Below are 24,605 nucleotides of genomic sequence, written 5' to 3' on the forward strand. Positions count from 1 at the left end.
TTGCGGATGGCTATCCGCAGGTACTGGATAAGCAAAAAAAGACCTCACTCACACGCCAATCATCATTGCGTGGGTGAGGTCTTTCCTATGTGACGACAACTTTTTAAAACAAATCAATTTCAGCTCCGTCATTTCCTGAATGACGTATTAAACGCCTTCACGCCCAGTCCCGCTTTCCTTAACGCCTCCAGGCTTATTCAGGAATATTCTTACTGATACACGCCTTAACAGCCCGCTCCAGAACATCTAAGCCCTCAGCAAGCTGCTCATCCGTAATGACCAGCGGACTTAGAATGCGTATAACATTACTGTATAAGCCGGCACCCATCACGATGACTCCGTGTTGATGCGCCTCCTGTAATATCCGAGTCGTTAGCTCTTTATCCGGTTCTTTCGTCACCGGATCCTTCAACAGCTCAATCGCACTCATCGCGCCCAACGTACGCACGTCGCCAATGCAGTCAACTTCCTGCTGCAGCCGGAGAAAACGTTCGCTGACCGCTGACCCAATCGAGACAGCCCGTTCCGCTAGCCGATCCTCCTCTAACATTTCAATTACTTTTAACGCAGCTACACAGCCAAGCGGGCTGCCTCCATAGGTACCCCCGATTTCACCGACACCGGGTGCATCCATGACCTCCGCTCGTCCGGTCACAGCACTTATCGGAAGACCAGCGGCGATCGATTTGGACATGGTCATTAAATCTGGCACAACACCAAAGTGTTCCATCGCAAAGGTTTTCCCTGTCCGTCCGAACCCCGTCTGTACTTCGTCGGCAATTAGCAAAATACCGTATTTATCACATATTGCTTTCACACCTTGCACAAACCGGACGGATGGTATGACAAAGCCCCCTTCCCCTTGAACCGGCTCCATCATGATAGCTGCGACCTCTTCACCCGGGACTTCCGCCAGGAAAAAGTCCTCAAATTTCTGTAAAATTTGATCATCCACCTCATCCGGAGACATCCCGTAAGGAGCACGATAGTAATAAGGATAGGGCATTTTGTACGTATCAGGCGCAAAAGGGCCGAAGCCGTTCTTATAAGGCTTTACCTTGCTAGTCAAAGACATCGCCATATAGGTTCTGCCATGAAAGCCGCGCTCAAAGGAAATCACGGCTCTTCGCCCCGTATATTTACGTGCAATTTTCACCGCATTTTCAACTGCCTCCGCACCGCTGTTCAAGAAGAACGTTTTCTTCTTATGGTCTCCTGGGGTTATCGCATTGAGTTTCTCCGCCAACGCCACGTAAGGCTCATACATCATGACGTGAAAGCAGGGATGCAGATATTGTTCTAGCTGCGCCTTCAGCGCTTCCACGACTTTTGGCGGACAATGACCAACATTTAAAGAGCCGATCGCACCGGCAAAATCGATAAAGGTATTCCCGTCAACATCCGTCAGCAGCGCCCCCTTCCCTTTGGCCGCAAAGGTAGGAACCGTATTGAAAGGACCTCTCGGGATACTTGCCATGCGCCGCTCCAGAAGTGCCTGAGCCTGAGGTCCCGGGATCGCCGTCTTCCTATCAATGTATTTCGTCAGTTTCGGGTTCTGATCCATCACCATGCCTCCATTCCGTAAAACCACACCAATGTATCAGGGTCAATGCGATGATTTCCGCTGCTTCAAACACATGATCCAGCAAGATGTGCTCATTAGGATAATGGGCTACTTGTGTGATGCCTGGACCGAAAACAATACAAGGCGTTTCGCCAAGTTGCGTCAGCAAACCGCCGTCTGTTCCCCAAGGTGATGCTTCAATTGTAGGTTCTTCTTGCCTTACCTCCCGATACTGCTCCATCAGAACCCTCATCAAATCATGTCCTGGATCCACGCTGCCTGGTACCCACCGGGCGCCGAACCATTCAACTACAGGCGGATGTTCTTCAAACCAAGGGTCTTTTCCCTTAAGCTCCTCCATCCACTGACTCATTTCCTCCTTAGCCTCATCAAGCTTTTCCTCAGGGGCAACGCCCATTCTTCCCTCTAATTTTACGGTGTCCGGTACGGATGAAGGCCAATTTCCTCCTTGAATGACACCTATATTGATAGGGATAGGAATGGGGTTTTGAGCGTACAAAGGATCCGAGATCCGAGCATTTCTTTGCTTCTCAAGCTCCCGGATATGCTGCAGCACGATCATGCTTTTCTCAATGGCACTAACCCCTTCATACCTGGTTCCGCCATGCGCCGAACGGCCTTTGACGTGGGTACGGAACCACATAGAGCCCTGCTGCTTAGGAAATATGCGTAAATTGGTAGGCTCTGGAATAAGGGCCGCATCTGCTCGATATCCCTTTACAATCGCAGCCAGAGTCCCTACCCCGCCGCTTTCCTCTTCAATAACGCTTTGAACAATGACGTCGCCTTTCAATTTAATGCCAAGACTCTGAACAGCCTCAACAGCAAGTAGGAGAGAGAGATTTCCGCCTTTCATATCCGTTGCACCGCGCCCGTATAGCTTCCCGTCCACCACATTACCGCTGAAAGGATCATCTTGCCATTGATCCCGATTTCCTTCCGGAACGACATCGATATGACCATTGAGTAGGATAGAACGTCCCCCTCCGGTCCCTTTCATGACACCGACTACATTGGGACTGCCTGTAAAACGGTTTCTAGGAGAACAAAAATAAGGATGTGTTTCCAGTGACTCTCCATCCGGCTCCCAGACATCAACGTCTAATCTCAATTCGCGAAATTTATCGGCAATTAAGGCCTGGACCTCTTTCTCATTACCTTGCGTGCTGGGGATTCTGACCATCTTCTGCAGAAAACAGGTTCCTTCTTCACGATGAAGCCTAATCCACTCATGAATTTGTTTTTGCAGTTCAGCGTTCAGATTGGGCAAAGGAATTCCTCCTTCAGATAGGCATAAGAAAACGAGTTTGTAATACACATTTATGGAATGTACGAGATGTTCTCCGGAATGATTAATGCAGCCTCGGTGTGATTTACAACGTCCTCTACCGTATAAGGCAGCATGATTTCTTTTAAAAGCAATCCTCGATCCGTGACCTCCATCACGGCCATTTCCGTAATAATCATTTTGACACAGGCCTGCGCTGTTAGTGGTAAGTCACATTGTTTTTTAACTTTTGATTCTCCCTGCCTGTTGACATGGTTCATAAGAACAATGACTTTCTTGGCTTTTTGCGCAAGCTCCATCGCCCCTCCGATCCCTGCCACCCGCTTCCCCGGCACGATCCAATTGGCCAAATCCCCGCGCTCACTGACCTCTAACGCCCCAAGTATCGTGATATCTATACATCCCCTGCGAATCATGGCAAAAGCAATGCTGCTATCACAGTAGGAAGCACCGTTGGTAATTGTGACAGGGTATCCTCCCGCGTTGCAAAGAAAAGCGTCTTCTTCCCCAGGAAGCGGGGCACCCCCTGCGGCCAAAATCCCATTCTCCGCATGAAAAACGACGTGAATGCCTTCAGGAACGTAATCCGCAACCATGGTCGGGATGCCGATTCCTAGATTGACGGCCATGCCGTCCTTCAATTCCCCCGCAGCCCGCTTAGCTATTCGGACGCGGGTTTCTTTTCCCATACCCATTCCCAAGTCACCCCTCTGCTCAATATCACCATATCTACGAAAATGCCCGGCGTTATAATGCTTTCGGGGTCTAGCTCGCCTAGCGGTACAATCTCATCGACTTCCGCAATCGTAAATTTCCCGGCCATGGCGACCAATGGATTTAGATTTCTGCCGCTTTTATCGTAGACAAGATTCCCGTATGGATCGGCTTTTTTCGCATGAACAATGGCAACGTCTGCCGTCAAAGCCGGCTCGACCAGATACTTTTTCTCATCGATGGACACGGTCGCCTTTCCCTGCTCCATAATCGTTCCGATGCCGACATCCACCAGTATTCCTCCAAGACCTACGCCGCCAGCCCGAATTTTTTCCGCTAACGTGCCTTGTGGGTAAAACACCACCTCCATGGTACCTTCCTCCATCATTAGGCCAGCATTAGGATTGGAGCCGATATGGGAGGCAATCACCTTCTTTACTCTGCCTGCTGTGATTAAGCTGCCAATGCCGATCTGCGGAAACCCGGTATCATTCCCAATGATCGTTAGGTCTTTAACCCCCTTTTGCAAAATACCTTCGATCAACGTTGGAGGCGTTCCAATGCCGCCGAATCCGCCATACATTAACGTACAGCCATCGGTTATTGCTAGAAGTGCCTCTTCCAAAGTGCTTACTTTACCGGATATGACCGTATGTGTGTTCGCGTGTGCGTTCGCATATGGCTCCATCATATCTCCTCCAATTCGGATCGGGTAACCTCAGCTATGACTCCCCGAATGGATTCATCCAAAATCCGCACGAGCTGGTCTATTTCTTCTTCTGTAATCACAAAAGGAGGAGCCACAATAATGGCATCTCCTCCCCCGTCCAACGCACCGGCCGCAGGGTAAACGAGAAGACCTTTTAGAAAGGCATTTTCGACGATTCTAGAGGTGATACCTAGCCCCGATGGAAACGGGAGCTTGTCGAACCGATCGGAAACAAATTCAATAGCGAGAAGAAGTCCTCTGCCTCTTACATCGCCGATGATCTCGATCTGATCAGCCATTTGTCGCATCTTGCCCAGCAAATAGCTGCCTTTGACCTCTGCAGCCCTGACTAACTGATGCTTTTCGATATAGGCGAGAACCGCTAGGGAAACTGCCGCTGATTGCGGATTTGCGCTGTAGGTGTGGCCCGACATGATGCTTTTGGATCCCTGCAAAATGGGTTCCATCACGTGATCTTTGGTAAGCGTTGCCGCCATTGGCGTATATCCGGCGCTCATCCCTTTTCCTAGAGCTATCAGATCCGGTTCGACGCCATAATGCTCCATGCCGAACATAGCTCCTGTACGGGCAATCCCCGTCATGACCTCATCGGCGATGAATAAGATCTCATTTCCTTCGCAGATCTCCTTGATCCTCTTGTAATATCCTTCAGGCGGAACAATAGCGCCTCCTGCAGCACCAATGATCGGCTCTGCAATAAATGCAGCGATATGTTCGGCACCAATCCGTTTTATAGCGGTTTCCAAATCTTCCGCACACGCTAACTTACAGTCTGGAAAGGTCTTGTTCAAAGGACAGCGGTAGCAATAAGGGGGTACGACAACCGGATAGTCCTCTAATAACGGAATAAATCGTCTTCGTCTGAGGACATGGCCTGACATCGAAAGAGCGCCCATCGTTATACCGTGATAGCTCATTCGTCGTGAAATCACTTTATTTTTTCCTTGGCGCCCCTTCTCCTGCCAGTGCTGGATAGCAATCTTCATCGCCGTCTCCGTTGCTTCAGATCCGCTGTTCACAAAGAAAGACCAGTAATCATTGCCAGGAGCCAGATCACTCAGCTTCTTCGCCAGCTTTTCGGCTGGTTCACTTGTAAACTGAGAGCGGTAGACAAAAGAAACCTTACTCGCCTGTTCCTGCATCGCATCGATGATTTCTTGAACCCCGTGCCCGATTCCGGCTGTCACAGCCCCCGAAGATGCATCTATATAGGCTTTGCCCTGATCATCGTACAAAAAGACGCCTTTTCCATATTGAATGGTGGGATAATGGTGGTCCAAAACCGGCTTGATTAAATGCTCCCGCTTCATAAGTCTCCCCCCATTGTTAACCATCGCTACGGTTTATTTTAGAAACATATTCTTAACCCGCGGAGCCTTCAACAGATCTTCATAGCGAAATGTGGTTCCAAGCGCAGATACATCATGCCAATAAAGTATCTCTTCGATTTGCTGCGCGGTGCTCTCCAATACGTAAGTACCGCAGTTGGAACATTCGATAGCAGGGACTTCCAAAATCTGAATCGCCACTCTCCCATCCGGCATGACCCAGTAGCAATCTTTCACGCTTTCACGGATTTCCTCCGTTTCACACCACATGCACTTCATATGCGTTAGTCCTCCCTCATAGTTGTTTAGAACATTCTTATCGCTACCTGATTACTATGCAAAATAAATGCCAACTTTTCGAAATAGGCATCTAGACTTCTTTCAGGGTAAGTTTTCGCGGGAAAAGCTGCCAAACATTTTGCAGTTGCTATTTTTTTGGCAGCAAAAAATTAGAAATCATACGGTATTGCGTGCTTTCAGCACAAACCATGATCTCGTTTTGCAGTTGGCACCATTTTTGCAGATAGTTGAATGGAACGATTTTAGGGAGAAAGGGGAATGCTGGATGCCAAGTCATCTCCCAACGTATTTAAATCAGGTAGAAAATGGCGAGGATTTTACAGTAATCTTTTGCCTCGATTTTTTTAACAAAAGATTGCGGGTGGATGACTATCTGGGAAATGTGGATACCATCTGCAAGCGAATAGTGGAAATTGCCAAAGCAAATGCTTTGACCAAAGTGTTTATTAAATCGCGAGAGGATGACTGGCAAGCCTTTCTATCCAAAGGCTGCATGCTGGAGGGAATTTATAAAGGATATTTCAACGGTCGCGACGCTTACTGTATGGCTCTGTATGATGATCTTGAGCGGCGGACTAGCGATTATTGGATGGAGGAGGATCACATTCTCAAGCAAGTGCTGGCTCTTCCCCTCAAGCCCAGTCGCCCCTTGATTCCGGAACAATATACACTGCGTATAGCTCGGACGGAGGATGCAGAGCGGCTTTCTGGATTATACGATCAAATATTTCAGACGTACCCAACACCGATGAATGATCCTGAATACGTCGAAAAAACAATGCGCGAGGGTACGATTTATTATCTCGTAGAATCGCCGCATCAACTCATTAGCGCTGCCTCCGCAGAGATCAATAGGGTTTACGCCAATGCAGAAATGACGGATTGCGCCACACTTCCTGCCTATCGTAATCAAGGACTCATGAGACTGCTTATGCATGCTTTGGAAGATGAATTGATCATGCGAAACATCACTTGCGCTTACTCCTTATCCAGAGCCCTTTCTTTCGGTATGAATGCCGTTTTCTTCCAGATGGGATACCGTTATTACGGCAGACTAACGAAAAATTGCGATATCTACGATAAATTTGAGGATATGAATTTGTGGGCCAAAATGTTGAAGTGATTTTGCCCCCTTTAAAAACTATATGCGTTTCCTTCTCAAGGAAGAAGAAATGCCTAACTCCTCCCGATATTTGGTCACGGTACGGCGAGAAATTTGAATGCCTTCCTTCCTAATCAGATCAGCCAGCTTTTGGTCGGAGTAAGGCTTCTCATGGTTTTCCCCATGGATCCATTCCTTTATTCTCGCTTTTACGCGTTCCGAGGACGCAGCATCTCCAAGGTCCATTTGCAAACCATAGGGAAAAAAGTGCTTCATCTCGAAGATGCCCCATGGCGTTTGAGCATATTTACCAGACGTCGCGCGGCTGACCGTTGATTCATGCACACCTAATTTATCGGCAATACGCTTCAAAGTCATGGGCTTGAGATGGGAAGCTCCCTTCCAGAAAAAATCGTTCTGTTCCTCGACAATGGCTTGGGCTACGCGGAATATGGTCTTTCGTCTTTGCTCCAAACACTTCAGGAAGAAACTCGCTGAATTTAATTTACCAAAGAGGAACTTTGTTACCTCGTTATTGTCGCTGCTATCCTTCACCATGCGTTCGTAATAACCATTAATCGCGAGGCGAGGCGACGCTGCTTGATGAATCAACACAACGAGCTGTTCATCTGCCTTTTCGATGATAACCTCGGGAATCATATATGGCACTGTTTCTGTATAAAATGCTGCGCCAGGCCTAGGATTCAACCCTTTGATCACATCAATCGCTGCCTGAATTTCTTGTGCTGTCACTTGCAGCTTCGTCGACAATTTATGAATGCGATAATCGGCAACATCCTTCAGATGATTACGAATTAATATGGATATTAACGGAAAGCACTCCGACACGGACTGGACCTGAAGAAGCAGACATTCACTCAAATTTCTTGCCCCCACGCCGACGGGCTCGAACCCCTGCAAGATCCTTAGCGCAAGCTCCGCTTGAGCAAGATCGACCTTAAACACATCGGAAATTTCATTTAAGGAGGGTCCCAGATAGCCATTATTATCGAGATTTCCGATCATAAACGCGATCATTTTACGAATGGATGGCGGGATCTTTTTTACGAAGCCCAACTGCTCCTTTAAATGCCTTTCTAGGGATACCTCATTCGATGCTGCATGATACAGGGGGTCATAGATGTGATCACTCCTGCCTGCTGCACTATGGTATTTAGGAGAGGCGCTATAAGCATCCCATTCGTTTCCGGTGAATTCCAATACCGGGTTATCATTCATCTCCTGCTGGACAACCTCCAGTAATTCCGGTGTTGAGAGCTGGAGAATCGTTATGGCTTTTCGCAATTGCGGAGTTAACCGCATTTTTGCGGCTTGCTGTTGGAACATTCCGTATCCTGGGCGCATGTACATCACCTCTTTATGTTTATTGCTTCTATATGTATTCAAGTTCGATCCCTTTTTGTCCATTTCGACTAGAAAGAAAGGGCTATCCAAAAAATCATATTTGGATGTTCGGCCTCTCCCCATTTTTGTACAGCTAAGGTAACCAGGATTTGCTGAGGAACTACGATGCGCTAATTGGCCGAAAAACGCCCGATATCATGAGGAAGAGAAACAACGTTGCTTTTTTTTTCGGTTTTTTGCCATAGGATTAAAACCATTGGAGCAAATACAATGAAATCCAACATCTTTTTCGTGAATACACGATTTCATTGGATACTATGCAATGGGATTTTCCACTAAGCCTAATCACAAGCCATTTTCGGAAAAAACATTGTAGTTACTCCAATGGAAATGCTTATAAACATTTTATTAAGGCAATCCTATTGAATATTGTGCAACAGAATCTGACATCCTTAAACGGATTATTTAGCGGAACGTCAGTGTTTAGAAGAACGTGAGAGACCGTCGAATTTCGGTTTCTCAAATTGAATCACTTCCTATGCTTCCTTCTGCTAAAGGTACATAAAGCTCATAGTAAAAAACTTGGTCATTACCATGAAGACCCCTTCGTCCAGCAGAAGCTGCGACCAAGGGGCATTGCTGCATGTACTTCCGAAGCTTCTCGGCAGGTTAACACCTTTCTTTCCCTTGCAATCGACAGAAAAATAAAAAAATGAGAAAGCAAGAATAACTTGCCGCCTCATTTTAACGATACTGACTATAATACGATCAAGTAATTTGCTGCATTATCCCCAATACCTCCTGGACACGCAGTGCTCTTTGGCTAACTTATAGCTGCTTAAATCCATAATTTCAATTGATTTGATCGATTCAGGGGAATGGATCATCCGATTGTCTCCGGCATAGATCCCTACATGGTGAATAGCTCCTTTGCCTTCTTCATAAGCGAAAAAGAGCAAATCCCCCGGTTCCAGCTGTTCCTTTGCAATGAGCATTCCCTGCTTAGCTTGGTCAGAGGCGTCTCTTGGAATCGAAATCCCAAAATATCTGTGCATGCTATAAGCAAAACCGGAGCAATCGTAGCCAAATGAGGACATTCCGCCCCATAAATAAGGCAGATCAAGAAATCTTCTCCCCTGCTCCACAATTCCACATCCGATGTGGCCTTCACCAGGTTCGGGGATCAGAGAGCCATCGCTCAAGCGGACCTCGTTCGCTTTTAAATAACCAGCACCCTCTGGTGTCTTCACTTTTACCCATTGTTCAGTTTCATCAAGGACAGGAAGAGAGGTCAGATAGCTCAACTCGATCGAGCGTTCGGACGGATTCCGATACAGCCACGCTTGAGCTGTTATCACTTCCGCTCTCTTCAAGCCAGCTGGGGCTTCCGGCTCTATAACCAGCTGGCATCTTGGCACCCAGCCGGGGTATCCCAAAGCTTCTTTGCGTGTTCCCTGCTGCGGAATGAGCACTTTGATCCAATCTTCCAGTTCTTCTGCAACCAGCACGGAGGTACCATAAAGAATTTGAGTCTGAATCCGGTTCCCTTCCCACAAATCCAGCTTATCGTCTATCGTCATGCGCCTCAGCCATTCTCTAATTTCAACCGGATGCTTTAGAGCAGATTCATCCAAAGGCCTAGGAGATTCCGGCTTCGTCCAAACCGTTGCGACAGAAACAGCGACTATCATCCGTTTCTGCATACTCATCACCCCACTACACTTTCGCTGGGTACCACATCACGAATACCAAGGCCTGCTTCTTTCGGGAAGGTCATCATTCTGCCGTCGTACTTCACACCGCCAACCACAATATCGTTAAGCATCATGAGCGGGGCATCGAAATCGAACCGTGTAATGTTCTTCTTGCTAGCTGCCAGATGAGCTGCTGCTGTCACAGCCACACGAGATTCGATCATGCTTCCAACCATACACTCGACACCGAATTCTTCTGCGATATGGTTAATAATTTGCGCTTTGTAAATTCCGCCGGATTTCATCAGCTTGATATTAATCAGATCGGCTGCGCGGTGTTTCAGCACTTCAAAGGCTTGTGCCGGAGAAAACACACTTTCATCTGCCATAATGGGGGTTTCAACGCTATCTGTAACCATTTTCAGTCCTTCAATGTCGTTAGCCTTCACCGGCTGTTCTACCAATTCAATATCAAGCCCCAAATCCTCCATGCGGCGGATCGTCCGGATGGCGTCCTTTACCTGCCACCCCTGATTCGCATCTATGCGAATTTTCACACTGCTGCCGACGCAGCTGCGGATTTCCTTCATTCTTTCAATATCCTCTTGGATATCATCTTTTCCAACCTTAATCTTCAATACATTGAAGCCTTCCCGCACATAACGGATAGCGTCTTCTCCCATTTCCTTAGGTGAATTGACGCTTACCGTGTAATCTGTCTCTATGTGATCCTTATATCCACCGAGGAACTGGTACAATGGCAGACCGCAATACTGAGCTACCAGATCGTAAATAGCCATATCTACAGCCGCTTTGGCACTGCTGCTGCCAATCATCGAATGATGAATCTCCTGAAGAATACGTTCGTACGCCAGTAGGTTTTTGCCAATGAGTAAAGGAGTGAACGTATTTACAATTGCCGAATGGATACTATCCAAGCTGTCGCCGGTTATTACGATCGTTGCCGGTGCCTCTCCCCACCCGACTCTGCCATCGTTAGCCTGAATCCGAACGATGATAGACTCCGTTTTATACACCGTACGCAGAGCTGTTTTAAATGGCTTAATGAGCGGAGTCGATTGCCGCATTACTTCAACACTTTGAATGTTCATGTTTGCCTCCTGAAAGTTTGTGCAGCTATGCAAGCGAAGCGGGCTTATGCCACAAAACGACTTCGGAAGCATAAGCTTATGCCTCTACACCGGGTTCCATAAATACCAGCAGCTTATCATAAGTACTCATTTTTGCCCTTATGCCAATCGGAACCGCAATATTGGGAGAGCAGTGGCCGATCTTAAATCCAGCGAGTGTCGGCTTCCCTGCAGAAACGATGTGATCGTTAAATATTTGCTCTAAAGTAAACGACACCTTCCGTTTGTTCGGCACGCAATTGTTAAAATCGCAGATCAGAATGCCGGCCGCATCCGCGAATTTACCTGCTAGCCTTAACTGGTTTAACATCCGATCCAACCTATAGGGCTCTTCGTCAATATCTTCAATAAAAAAGAGTTTCCCCCGCGTGTCCAGCTCATAAGGAGTACCAAGCGTACTAACAATCAAGGAAATGTTCCCGCCCACGAGAGCCCCGAACGCTTCTCCTTCAACTAAGGTTTGCAGAGGGGAAATCTCCTCCGTATAGTGAAGAACAGACGGACTTAGAAGCAATTCATAATTTTGAATCGTGAGCGGGTGCACATCCTCTTTCCCCAGATCGATCAACATCGGACCATGAAAAGTAACCAGACCCGCGAAACGTCCTATCGCCGCATGTAGAAAGGTGATGTCGCTATAGCCCCAGAAAATCTTCGGATTAGCTCGAATAAGTTCATAGTCTAGCATATCCGCTATTCTTCCCGTACCGTAACCGCCACGCGCACAAATGATCCCTTTGATCGCCGGATCGGCGAACATAGCATTCAATTCCGCTGCCCGCTGCTCATCCGTTCCTGCCAGGTAGCCATGCTGCATAGAGAGGGTATCTCCCAGCCGCACATGGAGCCCCAACTCCTCCAGATAGGACGAAGCCGCTTTCACTTGATCCTTGTCAGCCCAACTCGCCGGGGCCGTTATGGCTACCGTATCGCCAGGGTTTAACCGCTGCGGCTTTATAAGCTCAACCATCAACGAAGCACTCCTTTCACGACTGAAGAAAAAGGGAGAAGCACCTCTTACAGGTGCATCCCTTGATCATCCGATTTTATTTCAAATCTGCCCACTTAAAGTCGAGGAAGCCGAAAGCGTGCCTAACGACGCCTTCCAATTGGTCGCTTTGCAGGTAAGTGGAGTTATAGAAGTAAAGCGGCAGAACCGGAGCTTCGTCCATCAAAATCTTCTCTGCATCGTGCATCATTTTGTATCGTTTAGCCTCATCAGATTCTACGTATGCGTCTTTGATCAATTTATCATAAGAAGCATTAATCCACCCTGTTCGGCTGAACGGATTCGTCGATTGGAAGCCGTCCAGGAAGTTGATCGGATCTGCAAAGTCAGGAAGGAACGAAGAACGGGACAATTGCAGCTGCAGAGCCTTTTGTTCGGTAGTCAGAACTTTACCTTCTTTATTTGCCAGTTTCACATCGATACCTAGGTTATCTTTGAGCATAGCTTGAAGCGTTTGAGCGATCCGTTGACTCACATCATTCGTGTTATAAGTTAAAGTAACTTCAGGCAGCTTCGTGTATCCAGCTTCCTGCATCCCTTTTTCCAAAAGCTTTTTCGCTTCGGCCGCATCAAACTTGATTAGGCTGCCGCCAACCGTGCGGAAGTCTCCACCCGCAGGATCCTTTAGTCCAGGAGATACATAACCGTCTGCCGGTTTCTGCTTTTGCTTTAATACCAAGTCTACAAGCTTTTGTCTGTCTACAGCCGCAACAAAAGCTTTACGAATGTTGACGTTATTGAAAGGTGCCATTTTCACATTAAAGCGGTAGAACGCAGTTCCTGCGGCATCTTCAACCTTCACTTTGTTTTCAGCAAACAATTTATCGCTCATGTCGGCCGGAATGGATCCGGTTGTATGAAGCTCGCCAGTAGTGAACAGCTGGTAAGCGGTGTTAGTATCATTGATCATTTTGAAAGTAACACCTGTCAGTTTTACGTTTACGGCATCCCAGTACTGGTCGTTTTTCACCATTTTCAGCTCGCTATCGTGCTTCCATTCGGTAATTTTGAACGGCCCGTTACTTACAATCGTAGCCGCTTCGCCGGCCCATTTGGCGTTGCTTTCAACTGTTGCCTTATGTACCGGGAAGAACGCCGGACTGGATACCATGCCAATCAGCCAAGAAGCAGGTTGTGTCAAAGTAACTTCAAGTGTCTTGTCATCCAGAGCCTTAATTTTCACATCGCCCTCTGTCCCCTTACCGGAGTTGAAAGCTTCTGCACCTTCAATGGGATATGCGAGGAAAGCTGCGTCCGAAGCAGTTTTCGGATCCAACAGACGCTTCCATGCATACTCAAAGTCGGCAGCTTTTACAGGATCTCCATTGGACCACTTTATACCGTCACGAAGCGTGAACGTGTACTTTTTCCCATCGGGAGTGACTTTCCACTCTTTCGCCATAGCTGGCTCAGGAAAGTGGTTCTTGCCAAGACGCGTCAATCCCTCAAACGCGTTGTTGACAATATCATAAGAAACTTGGTCAAACCCTTTCGGAGGATCGAGGGATGTCGGTTCTTTTAAGTTGTTGTAAAGGAGAATTTTGGACTTCGTTTCTTTGGCTGCTTCCGTCTGCTTGGCTCCAGACTCTTGCGTTCCGGACCCTGGATCTTTGCTGCATCCGGCTAATAACGTACCGAAAACCAATACGGAGCTGATTAGCATTGCTGAAACTTTTTTCATGAGCACTTCTCCCCTTCGTTCATGATCTTATTTATCCTAGAGCCGACATCATGTTACTCTTCATCGGCGGCTGGAATACAAATTGAGAGCGCGGATCCTGAAGCCAGCAGGCAACCGAGTGGCTGCTCGATACAGCAGTCTGCTCCGGCTGATAGGCACCGCATACTTCCATGGCATAACTGCAGCGCGCTGCAAAAGCGCAGCCCTGTGGCGGAGCAAACAGATCCGGCGGTGTTCCCGCAATCGGTGTAAGCGGAAGCGACTTGTCTGTGTCCAGACGCGGCATGGAAGCCAGCAGCCCTTTGGTGTAAGGATGCTGAGGATTATGGAACAAGTCATATACGGTCCCTGCTTCGACGATTTTACCGGCATACATCACATTGACCCGATCGGCCATATTCGCAACAACGCCAAGGTCATGTGTGATGATGATAATAGAGACGCCGGTTTTCTTCTGGAGCATTTTGAACAGCTCAATGATTTGGGCTTGAATGGTGACATCCAGTGCCGTAGTCGGCTCGTCCGCAATAAGAACGGAAGGTTTGCATACCGCAGCGATAGCGATCATAATCCGTTGTCTCATGCCTCCGCTGAACTCATGCAAATATTGCTTCAATCGCATCTCGGGGTTGGAGATGCCTACCAGCCCGAGCATTTCAGTGGCTTGCTTACGGGCTTCTGCACGCGATATTTTCTGATGGCGGATGATTCCTTCCATAATCTGCTCACCGATGGAGATGGTGGGATTTAAGGCTGTCATCGCATCTTGGAAAATCATTGAAATTTCAGAGCCTCTTAGCTCTCGCAGCTGCTTCTCACTGAGTAATGTCAGTTCCCTGCCCTTATAGCGGATGCTGCCTTGGCTGATCTTCGAGCTATGCTCGGGAAGAAGGCGCGTCATGCTGCGGGCGGTTACACTTTTACCGCAGCCGGACTCACCTACAATAGCCAAAGTCTCTCCCTTACCTAGCATAAAGCTGACTCCGCGAACCGCCTTCACTTCTCCACCATGTGTAGTGAACGAGACATGAAGATTGTCCACTTCCAATAGAACGTCGGACGAGTTCGTTGCATTCATGTTGGCTACCTCCTCCTCTTCGGATTAAAAGCGTCCTGCAGTCCATCGCCCACCAAGTTAAAGGCAAGCATGGTCATCGATATGAAAAACGCCGGATAGAACAGCCGCCACCATTGGCCTGACAAAATGGTCGACAGGCCGTCGTTGGCCATGACGCCCCAGCTTGCCAAGGGAGGCTGAATCCCTAGGCCAAGAAAGCTTAAGAACGCTTCTGCGAAGATGGCCGATGGCACCGAGAACGTCACTTGCACGATAATGACTCCAAGCGCGTTGGGCAGCAAATGTTTGCGGATAATATAACCCGCGCCTCCGCCTAATGTCCTTGCCGCCAGCACGTACTCCGATGATTTCAAACTAAGCACTTGCCCACGCACGATGCGTGCCATTCCGATCCAGCCTGTGGCACTTAAAGCCACGATAATGGTCAATAGGCCTGGCCCCATGACGACCATCAACAGGATGACGACAAGCAAATAAGGAATCCCGTACAAAAGATCGACGAACCGCATCATGAGATTGTCGATCCGTCCGCCTAAGTAACCGGCGATGCCGCCATATATAATGCCAATTAGAAAATCGATCAAAGCAGCCATGAGACCGATGAATAGCGAGATGCGTGCTCCATAAAGGATACGGGCATAGACGTCACGTCCAAGTTCATCCGTACCGAACCAGTGGGCTGCCGATGGTTTTTGATTGGCATCGAGCAGCACCTGTTTCGAGAAGCTATGATCGGTAAGGAACGGTCCAAGGATGGCCAGCAGCGACATCAATAGAACGATGATTAACCCCACCATGGCCAGCTTGTTTGCACGAAGCCTAATCCATGCCTCCTGCCAGAACGACAGCCGTATTCGGACAATCGCTTCAGCCGTACCTTTACTCTTGTTCATGGGGACAAATAAGGAATCTGGAACGTTCATCCTACCCCTCCTTCCTGTGCAGCTTGATGCGGGGGTCAATGATGCCGTAGGTGATATCTACCAAGAACATCATAAAGACCAAAAGAGCGCTATAGAAAACAGTCGTTCCCATAATCAGCGAGTAATCCCGATTATTAATGCCATCAACGAAATATTTGCCCATTCCCGGAATGGCGAAAATCTTTTCGATAACGAAGCTCCCCGTGAGAACGTTGGCTACCAAAGCGCCAAGCAGTGTGATAACCGGAAGCACCGCATTACGGAGCGCGTGCTTAATGACAATTGTTGCGGGCGACAGTCCTTTGGCCCTTGCCGTTTCAATGTAATCTGCCGTCAACACTTCCAACATGCTGGCCCTTGTCAATCTTGCAATGATCGCAAGAGGCCCTGTCGATAACGCAAGTGCGGGCAGGATGACATGTTTCCAAGTTCCCCAAGTAGCTACCGGAAGGAGCTTCCACTCGACTGCAACATATTTGATCAGCAAGGTCGCCACAATGAAGTTAGGTACCGCAATGCCAATAACGGCAAAGATCATGGCGAGGTAGTCGATGATTCGGTTCTGCCTCAACGCAGCGACAGTGCCGAGAGCGATACCGGTCACGATAGAAATAAGGATGGACACAATACCGAGCTTAAATGAAACTGGAAATCCCCTGTCGATCATTGAATTGACGGTATCGGGAAAGTGACCGATGGACGGTCCAAGGTCCAATGAAAGCAGTGATTTTAGATAAAGCAGATACTGGGTAGAAACGGGTTTGTCCAAATGGTAAAACGTCATCATGTTCTCAACCGCCGTCGGGTTCGAATTCTTACCATCCTTTTCAAACGGAGACCCTGGAACAGCATGCATCAGAGCAAAAGTAACCGTAATTATTAGCCACAGTGTGACAATCATGGAGATAAACCTACGAAGAATATATTGTGCCACGCTATCACCCACTCCCGCCTTTTAACAAAATGCCGTTCTCATCGCCAATTCCGTCATAACCAGCATGGCTCGGTAGGCTTCTAGAATATTATTAGCCTGAAAAGTAACAATTGGGCTATTATCATCAATGGTCGTGCCCGGCATCAAGTGAGCCCATTCTGCCTGACCATAGTTGGCAAATTCAATCTTCAGTACCGGATTATCGGGAGGTACGAGCGGCTTGACCTTGCTGCGGTTAACCAATGCTTCCTTCGTTTTCTCCCGGAGCAGCTGTCCGCTTTTTTCCGGGGTTAGGCACAAAGCCGAAGTCCGTGAAATCCTCCTTTTCACAATCGCTGTCGTGATTCCCGGAATAAGCTCCTCCGCTTCAATCGCAGTCTCATCGTCCCCAGCTACCAATAGAACAGGTACGCCGTAATGTCCGGCAACATAAGCATTAAAACCCAGTTCGCCAATTACTCTATCATTAATGTACATATTTCGTACTCCGAAGATCATCGTATGACTTAGTACCCCTTTGGTAGCAGCTCTAGTATGATAGCCAAGAAAAGCGGCCCCTTCGAAAGAAGCGTCCAGTCCCTGTACCATAGAAAAAGGCTTCACATCACCTGAGATCAACTGTGTTTCGGGATGGAGCTTCTCGATCAACAGATTGTTCATTTTGGAGTGACTATCATTGACAATGACTTCCTTGCAGCCTTCATCAAAAGCAGTTCCTATAACATGATTAGCTTCATCCGTCATGATGTGCTGCCCACGTGTGTAGTTGTACTGTCTAGAATCGATAAACGTGTTATCGACAAGTCCGGTGATGCCTTCCATATCAATGGAAATATACAGTTTCATAGGTTATCCCCCCATAGTGTAGAGTTGCAAAAACCCAGCAAACAGCCTTGGGAACATTCATTCCAAGAGACTATTTGCTGGGTTTTATTTACGTGTATGTTTCCATACGGATAAATAAAGCAGCTTACACTGTACCGGAAGATTGGAAACCCAGTTCTTCCCGGCCGTTAAGTGCTAATTTATATTTTTTTTGTGCGTCTTTATACGCTACGATCAGAGCCTTTTGGGATGATCCATGATATCTGCGTCGGATTTCCTCCGTCACCACATCAAGGAGCAGCATATTGTGACCGATAAAGATTGAGCGGACAAAATCGGATGTGAGCGGAATTGTGGATGAACATCCTGCATCGATAATTTTATGGCTAGTGGTATCCACGACAAGTCCGATAAAAAATGCGTTGTACTGCTGGGTAATGGGATTGTTCACGGAAGCTTGAGCGTCGCCGATAACATAAATTGTGTCTTTGTCGTATAGCAAACGACCACTCTCCTAATTAGCATTCTGTTCGGTTTCCGAGCGGGATGTGGGAAGGGTATTGCTTCCTACGACCGCCAGAAGCTAGAATACTAATGATGTAATATATTCTAACATCGAATTAACATGTTGTAAATAATGAATCACTTACTAGAGGAAAGTGGCATGCAATAAGCGTGTAAGCTCTTCTTCTGCTTCAAAATAAACACCCTGCTCTTTTCGTTGGATAAGACCGTTCATCAGCAAAATAAAGCCCCATTTTTCCTGTTTATGAAAATACATATCGCTAAGCAGTCCATAAGCATCACCGGAATGTCCAATAAGTCTGTGCCCCGGGATCAGATCGTCTGTAATCTGAAACTGGAGCCCGCAATTACGGAAGAAGCCGGCTCGCCGATGTCCCGACCAATGAGGGGAGTGCATAAGATCCACTGTCTCAGGCTTCAGGATTTGAACGCCGTTCAATTCACCCGTATTTATATGCGCTTTCAAAAAACGCGTTAAGTCATCCACATTTGTGCGCAGACCGCCTTGTGGGCTAAAAAGCGCTCCGTTGGTGCCCGGAACATATCCGCTGTAATCGATTGCGTCCGGTTTTCTTCCACGAAAATCGTCCGTTCCTACCACAAATCGATCATCAACATCGGAATATTCGTAAAGCACAGCAACGGAATCCATATCCTTCAGATCGCCGATATGAAAACTCGTCTCGTTCATTTGAAGCGGTTCGAACAAATGACATTTGCAATATTCGTCAAAACGCTCATTCGAAAGCTGTTCCACGACAGTTGCCAAGATGACGGCACCCAGATTTGAATATTCAAAGCAATCCGGATCCCCAGGCTTCCCTTCTCCCCAGAGGTTGTCCGTGTAATAAGTTCCGCCTGGCAGTAAAATATCCGCAAGACGTTTTTGTGGCGGGTTCTCACTTCGCGAATCAACGACAAACCGAACATATTCATCTTGCAGCCCCGAAGTATGGGTCATGATGTGCTTGAGCGTTATCGGTTTATCTGGATACTTTGGATTACCCACCGGAAACCCAAGTAGGTCTCCTACATCCTGATCGATACCGCATAAGCCCTTCTCCACAAGCTGCATAATCGCTGTCGCGACCACTGTCTTCGAAATGGAAGCAATCCGGAAAATGGTTTGAGTCGAAACGGGTATGCGCCTTTCCACATTCGCCCATCCATACCCTCCACTCCAAATCTTACGCCCTTCATAAATCATCGATGCTGCTAAACCAACGATCCGATGCTTGTCCATAATCTGTTGGATCCGTTCATCCAAAGATTTCAAGGCGTTCCTCCTTTGTCCTTTTTTGGCAAAAGAATTTTTCGATATATTTACATTATAATAAAGTCTATTCCTGCTGTGTAGCATTTTTTTTGTTAGCAAAACGCGGGCTTTTGGCAATACGCAAAAACAGTCAAACCTCGAGCTGCCGATGGTTTGACTGTTTTCTTAGGATTACGTTAGTAATACCTTTATTTATCCATATTAATTATTAATGTCATTAAATTGATGTATATTCAGGCTTGATAGCTGATTATGCATCAAAAGTCACAAAAATAACGTAATAATCAAGATTAATTTTCCCAGCATGTTTACTTCAACTTTGAACTCCAAGGCATATCAACTTCACCAAAGCCATCTGCACCTTTAATCTGTTCCTGTTTTGCAAGTCCGATTTGATTGGAGTAATAATCCAACATACCAAAAACAGTAAAACGATGAAATGCAGCATCGAAGGATGGTTCATTGCGAACATCAGGTCTAATCCTTCTAAGAGTGATTAAAGCCGTGCCTTTTCCATCTCCATTCTCGTTTACAGGCACATTAAACTTAATGAACTCATTAAATCCATCTGCCACCGTAATAACAGTCACTACACCCATTTTCTTTATTTGAAAAATCCCCCTTTGTTAAACTACATTGATAAGTTTTCCAAAAGGAATGATATTCATCACTTTAACCTGTCCACTATCACAAAAAAAAAGCAGGTCGCCGCGGCGCCTGCTTCATTAGCGTTTTATATTAGTTAACGTTCCTCGTTAGATACTTATTAGCATTAAACCCAACCCGAACGACCATCGCCCACTGCACGCTTTGAAGAGTCTCAGCAATTGAAGAGTAAGATAACATCTGTTGCTTATCAGTACCCTGCAACCCCCAAACTATCGTACTTTCATCAAGCGGGACTTTTTCCTTCTGTTGCAATCTCATCTCCCCTATGATGTTCAGCCCAGCTGGTTTGTCAACCCTGACGGCCGTGCTGGCGTAACCACTTTCGGAAATAAATGCATAAACCAGTTCACTATATACAGTTCCACTCGGATCATGACGGTCCTGAAACGAATATACGAAATCTCCGTCATATTGATAATTACCTTGATTGTTTTTTCCCTGAAAGGTCGTTCCCATACCACTCGATATATTTGTTTTCACGCCGTCTTTCCAGTATTCGATATTGACAGCTAGCATTTGACTTGACCCTTGGTAATGTAGTGCAACTGCCCCTGACATCGGGCCTAGTAAAGGCTTAAGTTTCATGTTTTCATTTCCGTCAAATAACGATTCTGGAGTCGCTAACCATGTCGAAGCATCTGTTTTGTTATCAATTGTTATTGCAAAGTCCTTAACTTTACGATTTACAGAATCATGTACAACGGCCAAAGAGATCGTGCCCGCAATGACAATTATCGCAAGTATTCCAGTAAACTTATTTGCTCCCATATTTCCCCCTCATTCCATTAACCCTTAAACATAATACCATAATTTGTAATATAAATGCGATGTTACTACCTTTGGATCACACATTGTGTGATATTCCGCTGAATGTTTGCAAAGAAAAAAGTCAGCTGATCTACTTAGACCGGCTGACTTTTCCTATTGTTATTCTCGTTTCTCAAAGTGTCATAGCATGCCCATGCCTTATCAAATACGCTTCCTTTTCTTTATAATCCGGCATAATGCTTCCTACACGTCTCCAGAATGATCGATCATGATTCATATGAAGAAGATGACATAGCTCATGGATGATGACATAATCAATAACTTCAACTGGCGCCATGGCTAACCGATAATTGAAGGTTATTTTTTTATCCGAGCTGCAGCTTCCCCACTTGGTTTTGGACTCATCTACCTCAATGATTTTGGGTTTTACTTTCAGTTGAGTTTGATAAATTTTGATTCGTTCCCCTATAATCTTCTTGCAGCTTGAGAAATAGAATTTCTTAAGATTCATTCTCAATTCTTCTTCATTTAACTCATTCGTCTCGATTAATTCATGAAGAAAATAATATTTCCCAAGATGAAGAAACTTTCCGTTATCCTGATACTCTCTTGTCTTCGGAGTTTCTCGTGCTTTCGCAATGAGTTGTAATTTCTCCAGGATCGTTTTCCCATGTTGCTTCACAGCACTCATAACCATCTCCTTACTTGTATCATTAGGAGCTTTAACGGTTATGAAACCCATAGAATCGATATGAATCGTAATCTTTTTTCTAATTCCATATTGAACATTAAATTCTATCGTTTCATTTTCAAATTCAATTTTCATAATCATCATCGTTCCTATAAGGTTATTTATAAATCGTATTTATGTATGTATCAAATCACTAATCCGTTTATTTTGCAAATAAATAAAAAACGCATGATCCCTAAGTTGAAGGACCAAGCGTTTCTTATCTGGTAATCGTATAGTCTATAGTCTACACCTACTTGCGCAGTGTTTGAAGCGCTCCACTCCATGCTATTAATTGATCCAGCATAAGCTTTATATTATTGAGATGCAATTCAGCTGGCTTAAATGAGCTATAATTCTCAAAATCAGTAAATATCGAAAAGGTTGGATGTGCTTTCACATCAGCAACTAGTAACTCTCCTAATATTCCTCTCAAATGTTCAGCCGCTCGTGCCCCGCCAGTTGAGCCATAACTGATGATACCCGCAGCTTTGTTATTCCATTCCTCACGTGCTAAATCAAGTGCATTTTTCAAAGCACCAGTAATGCTGTGATTGTATTCTGGCGTAATAAATACAAACCCATCAAGGCTTTTCAATTTTTCAGTCCAATTTTTGATTTGTTCTTCGCTGCCCGCGTCACCAAAAAAGGGCAATTTGTAATCTGCGATATCCACTAACTCGTAGTTGGCATCTCCGCGTTTATCTGCAATTTCCTTGACCCAATTTCCAACTTGTGGACTCACCCGTCCAGGTCTTGTACTTCCCAATATGATTCCGATTTTCAACATATAATGTGCCTCCTCGATATGAATTCCTATTTTGAGTGTATGATTTGATTCTGCATGTATTCACTGTTGCTAATTGATTGCATGCGGAAATTAATTGCCTTGTATTTGGCGCCACATTGTCATCATATCAATCCAACCGCGATGTTCGGCAATCTTACCATCTACGACTCGATATTGACGGTACAGCGTGACATCAATTGAATTTCCCGTAGGTGAGTTTCCAAAAAACACCCCTTTATGGGTACCTTTCACAACCATTCTTACGATTACCTTCTCCCCTTGGGCTATGATCTCTTCCATGGTGTAGTGTTTATCAGGAAAGGCCTCTAATATTTTTCCAGCAAATTGTTTCAGACCTTCTTTAGATTGATAAGAGTGCTCTTGATAATCAGTTGACAAAAATTGTTCTGTACTATCCATATCACTTTGATTCCAAAAAGACTCGATAAACGCTGTTACCGTTTCAATATTTTTCTGTTCAATAGTCATCACAATAATACATCTCCTTTGTTTTGGTTAATTGGCTTTAATTTGGGGCAAAAGTGACGCTGTATCGAACCAACCACGATGCTCGACAATCTTGCCATCTACTACTCGAAATTCACGAAACTGAGTGGCTTTAATTAAATTGCCCGTAGGTGAATTTCCTGCAAACGTACCTTTATGCGTACCTGTCATAAAAATTCTTGCTATTACCTTCTCCCCTTGGGCTATGACCTCTTCCACGGAGTAGTGTTTATCAGAAAATGCTTCCCCTATTTGGTTAGAAAAAAATTGATCTGTACGATCCAAATCATTTTGATTCGAGAAAGCCTCAATAAACGCTGTTACCGTTTCAATGTTTTTCTGTTCAATCGATTTCATAATAAAACATCTCCTTTTTTGTGCTTAATTGAAATGCTTTGAGACAACAATATTTTTCAAACTGGGTGATTATGTTAAAATATCTAGTCGAGTTAGATGGGTCTGTTTGTCGCCGGCTGACAATCAAACTTGTTTGTGCTAATATGTGACTATACTGTCACCTTTATAATACGTTACCATTTGGTAACATGTCAATAACAAAAAAAGCATGCTCGTAAGCATACTGTTAGAAGGAGGCGTTCCAAGTAGATAACGATATATTTAAGGCACTTGCTGATCCGAGCCGTCGCACACTCTTAGACCTGCTTCACGCAACTGATGGGCGAACGTTGAACGATCTTTGTACCCCTTTACAAATGTCAAGATTCGGTGTAATGAAGCATCTTAATATTCTGGAGGAAGCTAACCTCATTACCACCAGAAAAGTTGGCAGAGAAAAGCTGCATTATCTAAATTCAGTGCCCATACGGCAAATTTACGACAGATGGGTGAGCAAATACGCCGAGCCCTGGGCTATCGAATTAACATCTCTTAAAAACGAATTGGAGCGTGAAACGAATATGGAGAACAAACCTCGACATGTAAATCGGATTGCTATTAAAGCGACACCCGAACAAGTTTGGCAAGCCCTTACAGATCCGGCCAAGACGTCTAAGTTTTGGTACAATTGCTCGATCCGATCCAACTGGGAGATCGGCTCCTCTTTCGAACTATGGAACCCAGAGGAGAAAAAACTAGCAGAAGGGATCATTCTCGAAATAGCTCCTCCGCATAAGCTGGTTTTGAGTTGGCAGTTCCCCGCTTTTCCAGACACGGCCTCTGAGAGCCCTTCACGTATAACGTGGGAAATTGATTCACATAACGAGTTAAACGGTGTGACCCTTGTAACCGTCGTGCATGATGAGTTTGAACAGGCCATAAACACTGCAAAGATTCTTGAAATGGGTCTACCGGTTGTACTTTCGGGAATGAAGACATTGCTTGAAACCGGGTCAACACTCACTATTGATTAATAATAGCAATTGAGAAAACGATGTTTCTACATTAGCGTCCAAATCACTTCTCGAATAATTGGTTTGATCTTGGAAACTCTAATTCAATGAAAGGAGGTTCAAACATGGTTGAGTACACAAATATTCAGGACAACTCCGAAGAAATAATGAATTGTATTGTTAACTGCGACACCAACACCGAGCAAGATCAGAAAAAAATAGACAAAAACCTTTTGAACAGCATCCCGAACGAAGAAGAATATATCGATGAACCTTAGTTCTTT

26 protein-coding genes are annotated in these 24,605 nt (G+C 45.8%); 3 read left to right on the forward strand and 23 right to left on the reverse strand.

Annotation, left to right across the window (positions count from 1 at the left end; all coding sequences use genetic code 11):
• Positions 1-193 precede the first annotated feature (193 nt).
• Genes gabT through ASG85_RS14970 form a run of 6 tightly spaced genes read right to left on the reverse strand, consistent with a single transcriptional unit; the run spans position 194 to position 5,924 of the window.
• Positions 194-1,564, reverse strand: a complete 1,371-nt coding sequence (gene gabT / locus ASG85_RS14945; RefSeq protein ID WP_060646688.1) for a 4-aminobutyrate--2-oxoglutarate transaminase — start codon at positions 1,562-1,564, stop codon at positions 194-196.
• Positions 1,530-2,855 carry a peptidase gene (locus ASG85_RS14950; protein ID WP_414858735.1) on the reverse strand — a complete coding sequence of 442 codons (1,326 nt, stop codon included), beginning with the start codon at positions 2,853-2,855 and terminating at the stop codon, positions 1,530-1,532. The genes gabT and ASG85_RS14950 overlap by 35 nt, the downstream gene beginning before the upstream one ends.
• 50 nt (positions 2,856-2,905) lie before the next feature.
• Positions 2,906-3,568 carry a 3-oxoacid CoA-transferase subunit B gene (locus ASG85_RS14955; RefSeq protein ID WP_060646689.1) on the reverse strand — a complete coding sequence of 221 codons (663 nt, stop codon included), beginning with the start codon at positions 3,566-3,568 and terminating at the stop codon, positions 2,906-2,908.
• A complete protein-coding gene (locus ASG85_RS14960) occupies positions 3,535-4,278 on the reverse strand; it encodes a CoA transferase subunit A (protein WP_268796112.1) in 744 nt (247 codons plus the stop codon). Before ASG85_RS14960 ends, ASG85_RS14955 begins: the two co-directional genes overlap by 34 nt.
• A complete protein-coding gene (locus ASG85_RS14965) occupies positions 4,275-5,627 on the reverse strand; it encodes an aspartate aminotransferase family protein (RefSeq protein ID WP_060646691.1) in 1,353 nt (450 codons plus the stop codon). The genes ASG85_RS14960 and ASG85_RS14965 overlap by 4 nt, the downstream gene beginning before the upstream one ends.
• 33 nt (positions 5,628-5,660) lie before the next feature.
• A complete protein-coding gene (locus tag ASG85_RS14970; RefSeq protein WP_060646692.1) occupies positions 5,661-5,924 on the reverse strand; it encodes a YokU family protein in 264 nt (87 codons plus the stop codon).
• Between the two features lie 286 nt (positions 5,925-6,210).
• Here ASG85_RS14970 and ablB point away from each other — a divergent pair, with 286 nt between their 5' ends.
• Positions 6,211-7,068, forward strand: coding sequence for a putative beta-lysine N-acetyltransferase (gene ablB, locus ASG85_RS14975; protein ID WP_060646693.1), 858 nt, complete (start codon positions 6,211-6,213; stop codon positions 7,066-7,068).
• Between the two features lie 18 nt (positions 7,069-7,086).
• On the opposite strand, the gene rpoN is transcribed toward ablB, so the two are convergent.
• The 17 genes from rpoN to ASG85_RS15060 form a co-directional block, all read right to left on the reverse strand.
• Entirely contained in the window at positions 7,087-8,412 is a 1,326-nt protein-coding gene (rpoN, locus tag ASG85_RS14980; RefSeq protein WP_060646694.1) for an RNA polymerase factor sigma-54, read from the reverse strand.
• Between the two features lie 785 nt (positions 8,413-9,197).
• The gene (locus tag ASG85_RS14985; RefSeq protein WP_321166588.1) at positions 9,198-10,115 is read right to left on the reverse strand and encodes a C40 family peptidase; all 918 of its coding nucleotides are present in this window, start codon (positions 10,113-10,115) and stop codon (positions 9,198-9,200) included.
• A gap of 5 nt (positions 10,116-10,120) precedes the next feature.
• The gene (locus tag ASG85_RS14990; protein ID WP_060646695.1) at positions 10,121-11,218 is read right to left on the reverse strand and encodes a dipeptide epimerase; all 1,098 of its coding nucleotides are present in this window, start codon (positions 11,216-11,218) and stop codon (positions 10,121-10,123) included.
• Positions 11,219-11,294: 76 nt separating this feature from the next.
• Entirely contained in the window at positions 11,295-12,227 is a 933-nt protein-coding gene (locus ASG85_RS14995; protein WP_060646696.1) for a S66 peptidase family protein, read from the reverse strand.
• 76 nt (positions 12,228-12,303) lie between these two features.
• Positions 12,304-13,947 (reverse strand): peptide ABC transporter substrate-binding protein, encoded by a 1,644-nt coding sequence (locus ASG85_RS15000; protein WP_060646697.1) that lies wholly within the window; start codon positions 13,945-13,947, stop codon positions 12,304-12,306.
• A gap of 31 nt (positions 13,948-13,978) precedes the next feature.
• Positions 13,979-15,025: an ABC transporter ATP-binding protein gene (locus ASG85_RS15005; protein ID WP_060646698.1), complete on the reverse strand. Its 1,047-nt coding sequence runs from the start codon at positions 15,023-15,025 to the stop codon at positions 13,979-13,981.
• Between the two features lie 5 nt (positions 15,026-15,030).
• Positions 15,031-15,948, reverse strand: a complete 918-nt coding sequence (locus ASG85_RS15010) for an ABC transporter permease (protein WP_060646699.1) — start codon at positions 15,946-15,948, stop codon at positions 15,031-15,033.
• A 1-nt stretch (position 15,949) separates the two neighbouring features.
• On the reverse strand, positions 15,950-16,882 hold the full coding sequence (locus tag ASG85_RS15015; RefSeq protein ID WP_156396589.1) for an ABC transporter permease: 933 nt from the start codon (positions 16,880-16,882) through the stop codon (positions 15,950-15,952).
• 21 nt (positions 16,883-16,903) lie between these two features.
• Positions 16,904-17,728, reverse strand: coding sequence for a M55 family metallopeptidase (locus tag ASG85_RS15020; RefSeq protein WP_060646700.1), 825 nt, complete (start codon positions 17,726-17,728; stop codon positions 16,904-16,906).
• 124 nt (positions 17,729-17,852) lie between these two features.
• A complete protein-coding gene (locus tag ASG85_RS15025) occupies positions 17,853-18,209 on the reverse strand; it encodes a DUF3870 domain-containing protein (protein WP_057301354.1) in 357 nt (118 codons plus the stop codon).
• Between the two features lie 147 nt (positions 18,210-18,356).
• Entirely contained in the window at positions 18,357-19,508 is a 1,152-nt protein-coding gene (locus tag ASG85_RS15030; RefSeq protein ID WP_060646701.1) for a serine hydrolase domain-containing protein, read from the reverse strand.
• Positions 19,509-19,816: 308 nt separating this feature from the next.
• A complete protein-coding gene (locus ASG85_RS15035; RefSeq protein ID WP_162257263.1) occupies positions 19,817-20,098 on the reverse strand; it encodes a hypothetical protein in 282 nt (93 codons plus the stop codon).
• Positions 20,099-20,246: 148 nt separating this feature from the next.
• Positions 20,247-20,945 carry a hypothetical protein gene (locus tag ASG85_RS15040; protein ID WP_060646703.1) on the reverse strand — a complete coding sequence of 233 codons (699 nt, stop codon included), beginning with the start codon at positions 20,943-20,945 and terminating at the stop codon, positions 20,247-20,249.
• A gap of 172 nt (positions 20,946-21,117) precedes the next feature.
• A complete protein-coding gene (locus ASG85_RS15045) occupies positions 21,118-21,771 on the reverse strand; it encodes a M48 family metallopeptidase (RefSeq protein WP_060646704.1) in 654 nt (217 codons plus the stop codon).
• 157 nt (positions 21,772-21,928) lie between these two features.
• A complete protein-coding gene (locus ASG85_RS15050) occupies positions 21,929-22,465 on the reverse strand; it encodes an NADPH-dependent FMN reductase (protein WP_057301358.1) in 537 nt (178 codons plus the stop codon).
• A gap of 90 nt (positions 22,466-22,555) precedes the next feature.
• A complete protein-coding gene (locus ASG85_RS15055) occupies positions 22,556-22,954 on the reverse strand; it encodes an ester cyclase (RefSeq protein WP_414858737.1) in 399 nt (132 codons plus the stop codon).
• A 27-nt stretch (positions 22,955-22,981) separates the two neighbouring features.
• Complete coding sequence (locus tag ASG85_RS15060; protein ID WP_057301360.1) at positions 22,982-23,329, reverse strand: ester cyclase; 348 nt, start codon at positions 23,327-23,329, stop codon at positions 22,982-22,984.
• A 257-nt stretch (positions 23,330-23,586) separates the two neighbouring features.
• Here ASG85_RS15060 and ASG85_RS15065 point away from each other — a divergent pair, with 257 nt between their 5' ends.
• Positions 23,587-24,342: an ArsR/SmtB family transcription factor gene (locus tag ASG85_RS15065; protein WP_060646706.1), complete on the forward strand. Its 756-nt coding sequence runs from the start codon at positions 23,587-23,589 to the stop codon at positions 24,340-24,342.
• Between the two features lie 104 nt (positions 24,343-24,446).
• The gene (locus tag ASG85_RS37875; protein WP_154669613.1) at positions 24,447-24,599 is read left to right on the forward strand and encodes a hypothetical protein; all 153 of its coding nucleotides are present in this window, start codon (positions 24,447-24,449) and stop codon (positions 24,597-24,599) included.
• Positions 24,600-24,605: the final 6 nt, after the last annotated feature.

Origin of the sequence: Paenibacillus sp. Soil724D2 (genome assembly GCF_001427935.1) — a bacterium.
GTDB lineage: Bacteria > Bacillota > Bacilli > Paenibacillales > NBRC-103111 > Paenibacillus_E.

Coding starts and splice junctions, on each gene's coding strand:
- gabT (WP_060646688.1), bottom strand. CDS start 1,564: ATGGATCAGAACCCGAAACTGACGAAATACATTGATAGGAAGACGGCG.
- ASG85_RS14955 (WP_060646689.1), bottom strand. CDS start 3,568: ATGGGTATGGGAAAAGAAACCCGCGTCCGAATAGCTAAGCGGGCTGCG.
- ASG85_RS14960 (WP_268796112.1), bottom strand. CDS start 4,278: ATGATGGAGCCATATGCGAACGCACACGCGAACACACATACGGTCATA.
- ASG85_RS14965 (WP_060646691.1), bottom strand. CDS start 5,627: ATGAAGCGGGAGCATTTAATCAAGCCGGTTTTGGACCACCATTATCCC.
- ASG85_RS14970 (WP_060646692.1), bottom strand. CDS start 5,924: ATGAAGTGCATGTGGTGTGAAACGGAGGAAATCCGTGAAAGCGTGAAA.
- ablB (WP_060646693.1), top strand. CDS start 6,211: ATGCCAAGTCATCTCCCAACGTATTTAAATCAGGTAGAAAATGGCGAG.
- rpoN (WP_060646694.1), bottom strand. CDS start 8,412: ATGCGCCCAGGATACGGAATGTTCCAACAGCAAGCCGCAAAAATGCGG.
- ASG85_RS14985 (WP_321166588.1), bottom strand. CDS start 10,115: ATGCAGAAACGGATGATAGTCGCTGTTTCTGTCGCAACGGTTTGGACG.
- ASG85_RS14990 (WP_060646695.1), bottom strand. CDS start 11,218: ATGAACATTCAAAGTGTTGAAGTAATGCGGCAATCGACTCCGCTCATT.
- ASG85_RS14995 (WP_060646696.1), bottom strand. CDS start 12,227: ATGGTTGAGCTTATAAAGCCGCAGCGGTTAAACCCTGGCGATACGGTA.
- ASG85_RS15000 (WP_060646697.1), bottom strand. CDS start 13,947: ATGAAAAAAGTTTCAGCAATGCTAATCAGCTCCGTATTGGTTTTCGGT.
- ASG85_RS15005 (WP_060646698.1), bottom strand. CDS start 15,025: ATGAATGCAACGAACTCGTCCGACGTTCTATTGGAAGTGGACAATCTT.
- ASG85_RS15010 (WP_060646699.1), bottom strand. CDS start 15,948: ATGAACGTTCCAGATTCCTTATTTGTCCCCATGAACAAGAGTAAAGGT.
- ASG85_RS15020 (WP_060646700.1), bottom strand. CDS start 17,728: ATGAAACTGTATATTTCCATTGATATGGAAGGCATCACCGGACTTGTC.
- ASG85_RS15040 (WP_060646703.1), bottom strand. CDS start 20,945: ATGGGAGCAAATAAGTTTACTGGAATACTTGCGATAATTGTCATTGCG.
- ASG85_RS15045 (WP_060646704.1), bottom strand. CDS start 21,771: ATGAAAATTGAATTTGAAAATGAAACGATAGAATTTAATGTTCAATAT.
- ASG85_RS15050 (WP_057301358.1), bottom strand. CDS start 22,465: ATGTTGAAAATCGGAATCATATTGGGAAGTACAAGACCTGGACGGGTG.
- ASG85_RS15055 (WP_414858737.1), bottom strand. CDS start 22,954: ATGACTATTGAACAGAAAAATATTGAAACGGTAACAGCGTTTATCGAG.
- ASG85_RS15060 (WP_057301360.1), bottom strand. CDS start 23,329: ATGAAATCGATTGAACAGAAAAACATTGAAACGGTAACAGCGTTTATT.
- ASG85_RS37875 (WP_154669613.1), top strand. CDS start 24,447: ATGGTTGAGTACACAAATATTCAGGACAACTCCGAAGAAATAATGAAT.